Origin of the sequence: Streptomyces sp. NPDC055243 (assembly GCF_044544025.1) — a bacterium.
In the GTDB taxonomy this organism is placed as follows: Bacteria; Actinomycetota; Actinomycetes; order Streptomycetales; family Streptomycetaceae; genus Streptomyces.
Genome location: NZ_JBITWR010000007.1, coordinates 252,423 through 265,099, shown reverse-complemented (window position 1 = coordinate 265,099; position 12,677 = coordinate 252,423). Strand labels below are relative to the sequence as shown.

Here is a 12,677-nt window from a genome sequence, read left to right as displayed (position 1 = left end):
GAAGGGACCGGATCGTGGCCCTGTCACTACCAGCCTCGGCCCGGCCTTCCTCGGGTGCGGGCGGCCTCGCATCGTGGACGCCATGACTACTTCGGACACGCGTACTACCGCCACTGCTGCCGCCGCGACGACCGCGCTTCCCCTCCCCGCCGGGAGCTGGGAGATCGACCCCTTGCACTCCGCCGTGAACTTCACCATCCGCCACCTCGGGATCTCGAAGGTGCGCGGCCGGTTCGCGGAGGTGACCGCCGGTCTCGTCGTGGGCGAGAGCGCGGAGACCTCGTCGGTGACGGCGACCATCGAGCTGGCGTCGATCGACACCGGCAACAAGGACCGCGACGCGCACGTCCGCGCGCCGGACCTGCTGGACGTGGAGCGCCGCCCCACCATGACGTTCCGCTCGACGCGGGTCGTCGGCCAGGAGGACGAGTGGACCCTGGAGGGCGAACTGACCATCGGTGACGTGACGAAGCCGGTCGCCCTCGCCGTGGAGTTCGGCGGGCTCCAGGCCTTCCCGGGCGACGCCCGACGCCATGCGGGGTTCGAGGCGACCGGGGAGATCAGCCGCAAGGCCTACGGTCTCGACTTCGGCGCGGGGATGCTCGGTGACGTGGTGAAGATCCAGCTGGACATGCAGTTCCTGGAGCCGGCGGCCGCGCCCGCCGAAGGCTAGTCGACGGGGTGCCGGGCCTCTCCCGGGCCGTCGGTGAAGGCTCCGTGCCGCCCCGCACCCGCGGCGAACCTGGCCGCGCCGTCCGCGGCCTCGGCGAGGGACCGCAGGCCGTGGCGCAGTTCGCCCGCCATCGCGTCCTCCTCGGTCAGGCCGCCCTGTTCCTGTACGGAGAGCCGGTCGTTGCGGAGGCAGGTCTGGGGGAACGCGGCGATCTCCGCGGCGAGGCGCTCGGCCGCTGCGCGGGACGTGCCCGGCGGTACGGTCCGGTTGACCAGGCCCATCGCCAGCGCCTCGGCGGCGGGGACGGGGCGGCCGGTGAGCACGAGGTCCATGGCCCGGCTCTCGCCGATGAGGCGGGGCAGCCGCACGGTCCCGCCGTCGATGAGCGGCACGCCCCAGCGACGGCAGAAGACCCCGAGCACCGCGTCCTCGTCGGCGACGCGCAGGTCGCACCAGAGCGCGAGCTCCAGACCGCCGGCGACCGCGTGCCCGGAGATGGCCGCGACGACGGGCTTGGAAAGGCGCATGCGGGTCGGCCCCATGGGCCCGTCGCCCTTCTCGGTGACCTCGTTCCCCGCCGGTGTCCCGATGGCCTTGAGGTCCGCACCGGCGCAGAAGGTGCCGCCCTCGCCCCAGAGCACGGCGACGGACGCGTCGGGGTCCGCGTCGAAGGCACGGAACGCGTCGGCGAGGGCCTGGGCGGTGGGCCCGTCGACGGCGTTGCGCACGCCGGGCCGGGACAACACGATGGTGGTGACGGGGCCTGCACGTTCGGTACGTACGGTCATGCGCCCCAGGCGACCACGAGGACGGGCCGCCGGACAAGGGGGAAACCCATTGTCCGACGGCCCGTTCACACCACCGCGGGGGCGCCCCCGAAGGGGCGCGGGGCTGTGACATGAGCGGCTCCGCCGCGGGGCGCGACCAGCCACAACAGACGCGCGGACGCGCAGCTGCATCAGGCCTTACGAGCCTTGGCCGCCTTCTTAGGGGCAGCCTTCTTGGCAGTGGCCTTCTTGGCAGTGGCCTTCTTGGCGGTGGAGGTCTTGGCGGTGGCCTTGGCCGCCGCCGGCTTCTTCACCGCGGCAGCAATCCGCTTACGCCCCTGCGAAGGGCTCTCCGCAACAAGGATGTTCTGCAGGAACTTGCCCGTATGGCTCGTCGGAACCCCGGCGACCTCCTCGGGCGTGCCCTCGGCGACGACCAGACCGCCGCCGTTGCCGCCCTCGGGGCCCATGTCGACGACCCAGTCCGCGGTCTTGATGACGTCGAGGTTGTGCTCGATGACGATGACCGTGTTGCCCTTGTCGACCAGGCCGGACAGGACCGTGATCAGCTTGCTGATGTCCTCGAAGTGCAGACCGGTGGTCGGCTCGTCCAGGACGTAGACGGTCCGTCCCGTCGAGCGCTTCTGGAGCTCGGAGGCCAGCTTCACGCGCTGGGCCTCGCCTCCGGAGAGCGTCGGCGCGGACTGGCCGAGCCGTACGTACCCGAGACCCACGTCGTTGAGCGTGCGCAGGTGGCGGGAGATGGCCGGCACCGCCTCGAAGAAGTCGAGCGCCTCCTCGATCGGCATGTCCAGGACCTCGGCGATGGACTTGCCCTTGTAGTGGACGTCCAGCGTCTCGCGGTTGTAGCGCGCCCCGTGGCAGACCTCGCAGGGGACGTACACATCCGGCAGGAAGTTCATCTCGATCTTGATCGTGCCGTCACCGGAGCAGTTCTCGCAGCGACCGCCCTTGACGTTGAAGGAGAAGCGGCCGGGCAGATAGCCGCGGACCTTCGCCTCCATCGTCTCCGCGAACAGCCTGCGGACGTGGTCGAAGACTCCGGTGTACGTCGCCGGGTTGGACCGCGGGGTGCGGCCGATGGGCGACTGGTCGACGTGCACGACCTTGTCGACGAGGTCGTCGCCGTCCACGCGCGTGTGCCGCCCGGGGACGGAGCGTGCGCCGTTCAGCTCGCGCGCCAGGTGCGTGTAGAGGATGTCGTTCACGAGCGTCGACTTGCCGGAGCCCGAGACACCCGTGACGGCGGTGAGGACGCCGAGCGGGAAGGAGACGTCGATGTCCTGGAGGTTGTTCTCCCGGGCGCCGTGCACCGTCAGCTGACGGGAGGGGTCCGCGGGGCGGCGGATGTCCGGCACCGGGATGGACCTCTTGCCCGACAGATACTGCCCGGTCACCGAGTCCGGGTTGTCGAGCAGCTCCTTCATGGAGCCGCTGTGCACGACCTTGCCGCCGTGCTCGCCCGCGCCGGGGCCGATGTCGACGACCCAGTCGGCGACCTTGATGGTGTCCTCGTCGTGCTCGACGACGATGAGCGTGTTGCCCATGTCGCGCAGGCGCACGAGGGTCTCGATCAGGCGGTGGTTGTCGCGCTGGTGCAGGCCGATGGACGGCTCGTCCAGTACGTACAGCACGCCGACGAGGCCGGAGCCGATCTGCGTGGCCAGGCGGATGCGCTGGGCCTCGCCGCCGGAGAGGGTGCCCGCCGCGCGGTTCAGCGAGAGGTAGTCCAGGCCGACGTCGACCAGGAAGCGCAGTCGTTCGTTGACCTCCTTCAGGACGCGCTCGGCGATCTTCTTGTCGCGGGCGCCCAGCTTCAGCTCGGCGAGGAAGTCCGCGCAGTCGCTGATGGACATCGCGGCGACCTCGGCGATGGACCGGCCCTTGACCGTGACGGCAAGGACGATCGGCTTGAGCCGCGTGCCCTCACAGGTGGGGCAGGGCACCTCGCGCATGTAGCCCTCGAAGCGCTCACGGCTCGTGTCGCTCTCGGCCTCGCTGTGGCGGCGCTTGACGAAGGGGACGGCGCCTTCGAAGGCGGTGGTGTAGACCCGCTCGCGGCCGTACCGGTTCCTGTAGCGCACCTCGATCTGCGTCTTGTGGCCGTTCAGGAGGGCCTTCTTGGCGCGCTGCGGGAGTCCGGCCCACGGCATGTCCGTGGCGAAGCCGAGCGCGTCGGCGAGCGCGCCGACGAGCCGCCCGAAGTAGTCCTTGGTGTGGCCGTGCGACCAGGGGTGGATGGCGCCCTCGTCGAGCGACTTGTCCTCGTCCGGGACGATCAGCTCGGGGTCGACCTCCATGCGCGTGCCGATGCCCGAGCAGTCCGGGCAGGCGCCGAAGGGCGAGTTGAAGGAGAAGGAGCGGGGCTCGAGCTCCTCGAAGGACAGGTCGTCGTACGCGCAGTACAGGTGCTCCGAGTACATGCGCTCGCGCTCGGGGTCGTCCTCGGGAAGGTCGACGAAGTCGAGGACGACCATGCCGCCGGCGAGACCGAGCGCGGTCTCCACGGAGTCGGTCAGGCGGCGCTTGGCGGAGTCCTTCACCGTGAGGCGGTCGATGACCACCTCGATGGTGTGCTTCTCCTGCTTCTTCAGCGTGGGCGGCTCGGAGAGCTGGATCGTCGTGCCGTCGACCCGCGCGCGGCTGTACCCCTTGGTCTGGAGGTCGGCGAAGAGGTCGACGAACTCGCCCTTGCGCTCGCGGACCAGCGGCGAGAGGACCTGGAAGCGGCTGCCTTCCGGCAGCTCGAGGACCTTGTCGACGATGGCCTGCGGCGACTGCCGGGCGATGGGGCGACCGCACTCGGGGCAGTGCGGCTTGCCGATGCGCGCGAAGAGCAGGCGGAGGTAGTCGTAGACCTCCGTGATGGTGCCGACCGTGGAGCGCGGGTTGCGCGAGGTCGACTTCTGGTCGATGGAGACCGCGGGCGAGAGGCCCTCGATGAAGTCGACGTCCGGCTTGTCCATCTGACCGAGGAACTGCCGGGCGTACGAGGAGAGCGACTCCACATACCGCCGCTGGCCCTCGGCGAAGATCGTGTCGAACGCGAGCGAGGACTTGCCCGACCCGGAGAGCCCGGTGAAGACGATGAGGGAGTCGCGCGGGAGGTCGAGCGAGACGTTCTTGAGATTGTGCTCGCGCGCGCCACGGACGATGAGACGGTCGGCCACGCCGGTCCGCACCTTTCTAGAGAGAAGTGACAGGGGCGGGACCCCCGTCATTCACAGACTAGGGCGAGCCACTGACAACGCCGGGGCGGATGCCCTGGTTGATAACAAACCCGGACCACCAAGAATGCCCGATGCCGCACCCGACCATATAGCACGTGCATTCGATTTGCGGCGCTGCTCAGACACCTTCACCCGAACGTGTGGCGCGACTATCGTCGGGCGCATGATTGATCATGTGCGCGACCTGGCGTCTGTACGTGACGCGACCGACCGGCTGCTCACAGCAGCCGCGAAACTGAACAACGATTCGACCGCGGAGCCGTCACGGCTGCCGGGCTGGACCCGCGGCCATGTGCTCGCCCACATCGCCCGGAACGCGGACGCGCTCGTGAACGTCCTGGCCGGGCGGCCCATGTACGTCAGCGGCGACGCCCGGGACGCGGACATCGAGCGGGACGCGCCCAGGCCGCTGGCCGAGCAGCTGGTGGACGTACGCGAGTCCGCGGAGCGCTTCGAGGCCCAGGCCGCGGTCCCGGCCGACTGGTCCCGCACCATCGAGATGCGCAACGGAGTCACCGACTCCGCTTCGCGGGTGCCGTTCAGGCGGTGGGTCGAGGCCGAGCTGCACCATGTCGATCTGGGCATCGGGTACGAGCTGGAGGACCTGCCGGAGGAGTTCGTGCAGCGGGAGATCGCGTTCCTCGCGGCACGTTTCTCGGGGAACCCCGACGTGCCGCCGACGCGGGTGACGGACGGCACGCACGCGTGGAGAACCGGCCGGGACGGCGAGCCCGAGATCACCGTTTCCGGGCCCGCGCCCGACGTGGTCGGCTGGCTCTCCGGCCGTCGCGACGGCTCGGCGCTGACGGCCGAAGGCGGCCTCCTGCCCTCGCTGCCCCCGCTATAGGCTGAGGAACATGACGTACAGCGGAGCAGTGAAGGTCGGCGGCGGCGCGGACGTGCACGAGCTGCAGGACCTGATGATCTCGAAGGTCGCGGTCGGCCCGATGGACAACAACGCCTATCTGCTCCGCTGCCGGGCCACGGACGAGCAGCTCCTGATCGACGCGGCGAACGACGCCGAGACGCTGCTCACGCTGATCGGTGACGACGGCATCGCGTCCGTCGTCACCACCCATCAGCACGGCGACCACTGGCAGGCACTGGCCGCGGTCGTCGAGGCCACCGGCGCCCGGACCTACGCGGGCCGCGAGGACACCGTCGGCATCCCCGTGCCCACGGACGTCCCGCTCTCGGACGGCGACACCGTGAGCGTCGGGCACGTCTCCCTCACCGCGCGTCACCTGGTGGGCCACACGCCGGGCTCGATCGCCCTCGTGTACGACGACCCGCACGGCCACCCGCACGTCTTCACCGGCGACTGCCTCTTCCCGGGCGGCATCGGCAACACGCACCAGGACCCGCAGGCCTTCGCGAGCCTCCTGAACGACGTCGAGACGAAGATCTTCGGCACGCTGCCCGACGAGACCTGGGTCTACCCCGGCCACGGGAACGACACGACGCTGGGCACGGAGCGCCCGCATCTGCCGGAGTGGCGTCAGCGGGGCTGGTGACCCGCGTACGTCGGCAGGGCTCAGGCCCCGCCGACCAGCGCCGCCACCCGCTCCACCGCGAACGCGTACCCCTGCACACCGCACCCCGCGATGACACCGTCCGCGCGCTGGGAGACGTACGAATGGTGCCGGAACGCCTCGCGCTGGTGGATGTTGGAGATGTGGACCTCCAACACCGGCATTCCGTCGCAGGTGTTGAGCGCGTCCAGAATCGCGACTGACGTGTGCGAGTAGGCCGCCGGGTTGATGACGATGCCCGCGTGGTGCTCGCGTGCCTCGTGGATCCAGTCCACCAACTGACCCTCGTGGTTGCTCTGCCTCAGGTCCACGGTGCCGCCGTGCGCGGCCGCCGCCTTGGCACACAGCGCCTCGACGTCGGCGAGGGTGTCGGAGCCGTAGATCTCGGGCTGGCGCTGACCGAGCAGGTTCAGATTGGGGCCGTTCAGGATCATGATCGGGGCGTTGGCAAGAGTGCGCGTCATGCCGTCAGCGTACTGAGGACGCTCCCCACGCCTCCGCACGCCCCCGTAACCGGCCGTCACGGTGGGTAGTTGACGCGGCATGCGCAAGAGCCACTCCCCCGCCGGTACCGCTGGTGCTTCCGGTACCGCTGGTGCCTCCGGTACCGCTGGTGCCTCCGGTACCGCTGGTGCCTCCGGTACCGCTGGTGCCTCCGGTACCGCTGGTGCCTCCGGCACTCCTTCTCTGCCGCGGCTCGCGGCCGCCTCGCTCGCCGGGACCGCCATCGAGTTCTACGACTTCTTCATCTACGGGACGGCCGCGGCCCTCGTGCTCGGCCCCCTGTTCTTCCCGACGTTCTCGCCGCTCGCGGGAACTCTCGCCGCGTTCGCGACATTCGGAGTGGGCTTCGTGGCGCGGCCCCTGGGGTCCGTCCTCTTCGGGCACATCGGTGACCGGCGCGGGCGGCGTCCCGTGCTCATCGGCTCGCTGCTCCTGACGGGCGTCGCCACGGTCGCCGTCGGCTGTGTGCCCACGTACGACTCGATCGGTACGGCCGCTCCGGTGCTGCTCCTCGTGCTGCGCTTCCTTCAGGGGCTCGGGCTCGGCGGCGAGTGGGGCGGGGCGGTGCTGCTGACCGCCGAGCACGCGCCGGCCGAGCGGCGCGGGCTGTGGTCGAGTTTCCCGCAGATGGGGCCGTCGATCGGGTTCCTGCTTGCCAACGGGATCATGCTGGTGCTCTCCGCGACCCTCACCGACGCGCAGTTCACCTCCTGGGGTTGGCGGGTGCCGTTCTGGGCTGCGGGCCTGCTCGCGGTGGCCGGGCTGGCCCTGCGTACGTCCCTCCCCGAGAGCCCGAGCTTTCTGGAACTGCGGGAGCACGCGCGCGTGCCGCTCGCCGAAGTGGTGCGCGACCACTGGCGGCTCGTGCTGCTGACGGCGGGCGGCCTCGCCGTCGGGTACGCGGTCTTCTACGCCGTGACGACGTGGTCCCTGGCCTACGCGGTGGAGCGGCTCGACGTCAGCCGTACGGTGATGCTCGCCTGCATCATGGCGGCGGTCGTGGTGAAGGGCGCCATGACACCGGTGGCCGCGGTGCTCGGCGACCGGTACGGGCGGCGGCCCCTGTGCCTGCTGGGGTGTGCGCTCTCGGCGCTCTGGATGTTCCCGATGATCGCGCTGCTCGCGACCGGCGAGCCGCTGCTGATGTTCCTGGGCTTTTTGGTGGCGATGCTCGCGTTCATCACGATGTTCGCCGTGATCGCCGCGTATCTGCCCGAGCTGTACGAGCCGCGGGTGCGCTGCACGGGCGCCGCCGTGGGCTACAACCTGGGCGGGGTCCTGGGCGGCGCGCTCACACCGATCGTGGCGACGGCGGTGGCGCGGGGCGAGGGGACTCCGTGGGGTGTGGCGGCGTATCTGACGGCCGTGGCGCTGCTGAGCCTGGGCTGCTTCGCGCTGCTGCCCGAGACGCGGCCGGCCCGCGAACCGGCCCCTGTCACGGTGTGAGCGTCGGCTGACGAACGTACGCGGGGCTCACGGCGTGACCGCGAGCTCCAAGTACGCCGCGAACAGCACCAGATGGACCCCGCCCTGCAGCAGCGTGGCGCGCCCGGGCACGACCGTGAGCGTGCCGACGATCACGGTGAGCGCGAGCAGCACCATGTGGGTCGGGCCGAGCCCGAGCACCAGCGGCCCGGAGAGCCAGACCGAGGCGACCGCGACGGCCGGGATCGTCAGGCCGATGCTGGCCATCGCGGAGCCGAGGGCGAGGTTGAGGCTGGTCTGCACGCGGTCGCGGCGGGTGGCGCGCACGGCCGCGATGGTCTCCGGGAGCAGCACGAGCAGCGCGATGATGACGCCGACCACGGAGTGCGGCATGCCCGCGCTCTCCACGCCGGACTCGATGGTCGGCGAGACCCCCTTGGCGAGGCCGACCACGCCGATCAGGGCGAGGGCGAGCAGCCCCAAGCTGATCAGGGCGGTGCGGATGGAGGGCCCCGCCGCCTCCTCGGAGTCGATCACCTCGCCCTTGCGGGTGATCGGCAGGAAGTACTCGCGGTGGCGCACGGTCTGGGTCGTCACGAACAGGCCGTACAGGATGAGCGAGGCGACGGCGGCGAAGGTGAGCTGCGCCGTGGAGAACTCCGGGCCCGGCTTGGTCGTGGTGAAGGTCGGCAGGACCAGGCTGAGGGTGGCGAGCGTGGCGACGGTCGCGAGTGCGGCGCCGGTGCCCTCGGACTGGAAGTTGACGACGCGGTGGCGCAGGGCGCCCACAAGCAGGCAGAGGCCGATGATGCCGTTGCAGGTGATCATCACGGCGGCGAACACCGTGTCGCGGGCCAGCGTGGAACTCTTGTCGCCGCCATCGGCCATGAGCGTGACGATCAGCGCGACCTCGATGATCGTCACGGCGACCGCGAGGACGAGCGACCCGAAGGGCTCGCCGACGCGGTGCGCGATCACCTCGGCGTGGTGCACGGCGGCGAGCACGGCCCCGGCGAGCACGAGCGTCACCACGGCCACGACCGCGCCGGGCACGTCGCGTCCCCAGGTGAAGGCGAGCAGCACGACGGCGAGGACCGGCACGACCGCGGTCCACTGCGTGGCGGGCGTCCGGAGCCGAGTGATCATGCCTTCGATGCTGCACCGCCCTCAAGGGGCACGCGACCGGGATGAGTGCGGCGCGACGCGTACGACACAGGGAGTGGCCCGCGACGATTCGTCGCGGGCCACTCCCTGTGGTGGTGACTCCTGCATCCGCGGCCGTCAGGCCTCGATGCTGTCCTTGCTGTCCTTCGGGCTCTCGTCGGCCGCCTTCTCCGCGGCTTCCTTCTCCGCCTGCTTCTTGGAGGCGAAGAGGCTGGTGATCGTCGTGATCACCAGGACACCGCAGATGACGCCGAGCGAGACCGGGATGGAGATCTCGGGGACGTGCACCCCGTTCTCGTGCAGGGCGTGCAGCACCAGCTTCACGCCGATGAAGCCCAGGATGACCGAGAGGCCGTAGCTGAGGTGGACCAGCTTCTTGAGCAGTCCGCCGATGAGGAAGTACAGCTGGCGCAGACCCATCAGCGCGAAGGCGTTCGCCGTGAAGACGATGTACGGGTCCTGGGTGAGGCCGAAGATCGCGGGGATCGAGTCCATCGCGAACAGCACGTCGGTCGTACCGATGGCGAGCATGACGATCATGAGCGGCGTCATGATCTTCTTGCCGTTCTTCTGGATGAACAGCTTGGTGCCGTGGTACTGGTCGGCGACGCCGAACTTCTTCTCGGCGGCCTTCAGGAGGCGGTTCTCCTCCCACTCCTCTTCCTCGTCACTGGAGCGCGCCTCCTGGATGAGCTTCCAGGCGGTGTAGATGAGGAACGCGCCGAAGATGTAGAAGACCCAGGAGAAGTTGGCGATGACCGCGGCGCCGGCGGCGATGAAGATCGCTCGCAGGACGAGCGCTATCAGCACACCGAACAGCAGCACCCGCTGCTGGAGATGGCTGGGCACCGAGAACTTCGCCATGATCAGGATGAAGACGAAGAGGTTGTCCACGCTGAGCGACTTCTCGGTGATGAAGCCCGCGAAGAACTCGCCGGAGGCCTGACTGTCGCCCCAGATCAGCAGGCCCACTCCGAAGAGCGCCGCCAGCACGATCCAAACGCCCGTCCAGATTCCGGCTTCCTTGATCGACACGTCATGCGGCTTGCGGCCGATGAAGAAGTCGGCCGCGATCAGGGCACTGAGACCAAGAATGGTCAGCACCCAAAGGGTCATTGAAACGTCCACTGCGCCTCCGGCGTCGTACGGCTACTGATCAGCGTCGTCGCTGCCGGAGGTCTCTTCCACCCGAGGCGGCTCACCGCCCCGCGGGCCGACGCCCCGGGACCGATGGCGGTCCGTATTGACGGGTACGTCGCGTTCGGGAGTACTCCCCTCCGCTGGTAGAAGAGTACGCGAAACACCAAGACTTAGTAAAGGAGATGGCAAGCAATAGGCAAAAGGCCAGGTCGGAGTGGGTCGGGCTGGACCGAAAGTCGCTTTACCGTCTCAGCGTCCGCCCGTGCGCCGGGCGTGCGCGACCTGGTTCAGGACCTGCTGGAGGACCCGGCTGCCGGGCGGCGTCATCGGCGGTTCGTACGTCCACGCATGCCCCACCCAGGGGTCGGAGAGGTGGTCGTCGGCCACCGGCGTCAGGCGCAGCAGCGCGCGCCAGAGCGGGTCGAGCAGCGGACCGTACTCGGCGGCGTCCTCCCGGTCGGCGACCATCATCAGGTGCACGCCGACCGCGGGGCCCTCGTCCGCGAGGTAGCGCAGCTGGGTCACGGCGCGGTCGTCGAAGCCGTGCGGGAAGTCGTTGACGATCAGGAGCTGCTCGGCGGTGTCCAGGTCCGGCGGCAGCGCGTCGGCGGCGCCCGCGCGAATCGCCATCTGTACGAGGTCCACGCGCTGGGTGAGCTTGGCGAGCACCGCGGAGACGCCTGCCGCGCCGGAGGCCGGCGGCTCGGGGAGCACGCCCGCCGTCACCAGCGGCGAGAGCGCCCCGGCCGCGGAGCCCGCCGCGTCGATGACGTGCACCGTGAACTCGCCCGCCGGATAGACCGCGAGCAGCCGCGCGGCGTGCGCGACCGCGCTGTCCATGGCGAGGCGGCGCAGCTGGTCCACGTCGGCCAGGGAGTCCGTGCCGGAGGAGCGGCCGCTGTCGATCCACAGGCCGCGCTCCAGGGGCAGCCTGACCAGCAGCGGGATGTGCAGGTCCGGACGCTCGGGCAGGTGGAGGTCGCCCAGGCGCAGCGCCATGGGGATCTCCATGGGGGTGCGGTAGGCGTGCCAGACGGGGCTGTCCCAGCCGGCGAACGCCATGGGCAGGGCGGGCTCGACGACCTCGGACTCGGCGGCGAGCTGGCCCAGGTCGCGGTCGAGGGCGGCCCGCGCCCGGTCGACGAGAAGGCCGTGCTTGGCGCGGGCGGCCTCGCGCGCGAGGTCTCCGGTGTTGCCGATGCGGCTGCGCGGGTCGGAGAGGACCTTGTCCAGCTCCTGGTCCATGCGCGACTCGGCGAAGTCGACGGCGCTTCGGTACGCGGCCGTGGTGCGGGCCAGGTCCTCGAACATGCCCCACACCTGGTTGTAGAGCCGCTCCTCCATGGACCAGCCGGTCGCGTCGCCCGCCACGGGCTGGGCGGACCTGCCCGGCTCGGCCGGGGCCGCGGTCGGCGGGGGCGGCGGCGGTGCGCTGGTCTGGCGGCCGGGGTGGCTGTAGTTGACGGGGCCGCCGGACGTGCTGCCCGCGTCGCCCGGCTGGGGCGTGGCCGGGGTGGCCTGGGGTGCGGTGGCGGTGCTGTCCGGGCCCTGCGCTCCCGGGCCCGGGGGCGTGCTCTGTCCCGTGGTGCGCACGCGGGCCTCGTCCGAGGGGCGGGGCGGCGGCGCGGCCACCGAGCGGGCGAGGCCCTGGGCCACCGCTTCGTTGATCGTGCCCGCCAGTTCGCGGGCCTGCGGCAGGCCCTGGTCGGTGAGCATGTCGGCGAGGCCGCCCGCGTACCCCTGGCCGACGGCGCGCACCTTCCACGCGTCGTGCCTGCGGTAGAGCTCCAGGGCGACGACGGCGGACTCGGCGTCCAGGTCGGTGATGGTGTAGCTGGCGACCTCGGAGCCGTCGAGTGCGGTGACGGCGACGAAGGGCGCGGCGAGGGAGCCGAAGCTGACCGGTCCCCCGACGCCCACGGGCAGCGCGAGCAGGACGTTGACCCGGTGCACCGCTTCGGGCACGGCGCCGAGGTCCACCGCGAGGCGGTGGTCGGCGGCGGCCTGCCTGGGCACCTCGAGCCCGGGCAGCGTGGGCGAGCCGGGATGGGCCACCCAGTCCGTGCCGCGCACCTTGCCCTGGTCGTCGCTGAGCGTGACCCCCGCCACGATCGGCTTGCCGACCGAGATCCGGATCTCCAGTCGGGTCTCGGGAAGCGGATGGTTCTGCCCCCGGACCAGCTCGGCCGTCATCGCCTTCGTCCCCCTCGTACCCTCTGTA

10 protein-coding genes are annotated in these 12,677 nt (G+C 70.6%); 4 read left to right on the top strand and 6 right to left on the bottom strand.

Annotation, left to right across the window (positions count from 1 at the left end):
• The first annotated feature begins 82 nt into the window (after positions 1 to 82).
• Positions 83 to 673: a YceI family protein gene (locus tag ACIGXX_RS22150; RefSeq protein WP_351162065.1), complete on the top strand. Its 591-nt coding sequence runs from the start codon at positions 83 to 85 to the stop codon at positions 671 to 673.
• Here ACIGXX_RS22150 and ACIGXX_RS22145 read toward each other — a convergent pair.
• Both ACIGXX_RS22145 and uvrA read right to left on the bottom strand, forming a co-directional pair.
• Positions 670 to 1,461, bottom strand: a complete 792-nt coding sequence (locus ACIGXX_RS22145; protein WP_399977945.1) for a crotonase/enoyl-CoA hydratase family protein — start codon at positions 1,459 to 1,461, stop codon at positions 670 to 672. The two genes, ACIGXX_RS22150 and ACIGXX_RS22145, sit on opposite strands and share 4 nt — an antisense overlap.
• A gap of 170 nt (positions 1,462 to 1,631) precedes the next feature.
• Positions 1,632 to 4,631 carry an excinuclease ABC subunit UvrA gene (uvrA, locus tag ACIGXX_RS22140; protein WP_351162069.1) on the bottom strand — a complete coding sequence of 1,000 codons (3,000 nt, stop codon included), beginning with the start codon at positions 4,629 to 4,631 and terminating at the stop codon, positions 1,632 to 1,634.
• 223 nt (positions 4,632 to 4,854) lie between these two features.
• On the opposite strand from uvrA, the gene ACIGXX_RS22135 reads away from it, so the two are divergent.
• A complete protein-coding gene (locus ACIGXX_RS22135) occupies positions 4,855 to 5,538 on the top strand; it encodes a maleylpyruvate isomerase family mycothiol-dependent enzyme (RefSeq protein ID WP_361463584.1) in 684 nt (227 codons plus the stop codon).
• A 10-nt stretch (positions 5,539 to 5,548) separates the two neighbouring features.
• Positions 5,549 to 6,205, top strand: coding sequence for an MBL fold metallo-hydrolase (locus tag ACIGXX_RS22130; protein ID WP_351162073.1), 657 nt, complete (start codon positions 5,549 to 5,551; stop codon positions 6,203 to 6,205).
• 20 nt (positions 6,206 to 6,225) lie between these two features.
• Here ACIGXX_RS22130 and aroQ read toward each other — a convergent pair whose 3' ends face one another.
• Complete coding sequence (aroQ, locus tag ACIGXX_RS22125) at positions 6,226 to 6,687, bottom strand: type II 3-dehydroquinate dehydratase (protein ID WP_190083240.1); 462 nt, start codon at positions 6,685 to 6,687, stop codon at positions 6,226 to 6,228.
• Positions 6,688 to 6,910: 223 nt separating this feature from the next.
• Between aroQ and ACIGXX_RS22120 the strand changes: the two genes are divergently transcribed.
• Complete coding sequence (locus ACIGXX_RS22120) at positions 6,911 to 8,173, top strand: MFS transporter (protein ID WP_366462219.1); 1,263 nt, start codon at positions 6,911 to 6,913, stop codon at positions 8,171 to 8,173.
• 27 nt (positions 8,174 to 8,200) lie between these two features.
• Here the strand turns inward: ACIGXX_RS22120 and ACIGXX_RS22115 are convergent, their stop codons facing one another.
• The 3 genes from ACIGXX_RS22115 to ACIGXX_RS22105 all read right to left on the bottom strand — a co-directional run bounded on the left by ACIGXX_RS22115 (position 8,201) and on the right by ACIGXX_RS22105 (position 12,649).
• Positions 8,201 to 9,298, bottom strand: coding sequence for an ionic transporter y4hA (locus ACIGXX_RS22115; protein WP_366462205.1), 1,098 nt, complete (start codon positions 9,296 to 9,298; stop codon positions 8,201 to 8,203).
• A 135-nt stretch (positions 9,299 to 9,433) separates the two neighbouring features.
• Positions 9,434 to 10,432: a TerC family protein gene (locus ACIGXX_RS22110; RefSeq protein ID WP_361463589.1), complete on the bottom strand. Its 999-nt coding sequence runs from the start codon at positions 10,430 to 10,432 to the stop codon at positions 9,434 to 9,436.
• A 273-nt stretch (positions 10,433 to 10,705) separates the two neighbouring features.
• Positions 10,706 to 12,649: a TerD family protein gene (locus ACIGXX_RS22105; RefSeq protein WP_361463590.1), complete on the bottom strand. Its 1,944-nt coding sequence runs from the start codon at positions 12,647 to 12,649 to the stop codon at positions 10,706 to 10,708.
• Positions 12,650 to 12,677: the final 28 nt, after the last annotated feature.

Coding starts and splice junctions, on each gene's coding strand:
- ACIGXX_RS22150 (WP_351162065.1), top strand. CDS start 83: ATGACTACTTCGGACACGCGTACTACCGCCACTGCTGCCGCCGCGACG.
- ACIGXX_RS22145 (WP_399977945.1), bottom strand. CDS start 1,461: ATGACCGTACGTACCGAACGTGCAGGCCCCGTCACCACCATCGTGTTG.
- ACIGXX_RS22135 (WP_361463584.1), top strand. CDS start 4,855: ATGATTGATCATGTGCGCGACCTGGCGTCTGTACGTGACGCGACCGAC.
- ACIGXX_RS22130 (WP_351162073.1), top strand. CDS start 5,549: ATGACGTACAGCGGAGCAGTGAAGGTCGGCGGCGGCGCGGACGTGCAC.
- aroQ (WP_190083240.1), bottom strand. CDS start 6,687: ATGACGCGCACTCTTGCCAACGCCCCGATCATGATCCTGAACGGCCCC.
- ACIGXX_RS22115 (WP_366462205.1), bottom strand. CDS start 9,298: ATGATCACTCGGCTCCGGACGCCCGCCACGCAGTGGACCGCGGTCGTG.
- ACIGXX_RS22110 (WP_361463589.1), bottom strand. CDS start 10,432: ATGACCCTTTGGGTGCTGACCATTCTTGGTCTCAGTGCCCTGATCGCG.
- ACIGXX_RS22105 (WP_361463590.1), bottom strand. CDS start 12,649: ATGACGGCCGAGCTGGTCCGGGGGCAGAACCATCCGCTTCCCGAGACC.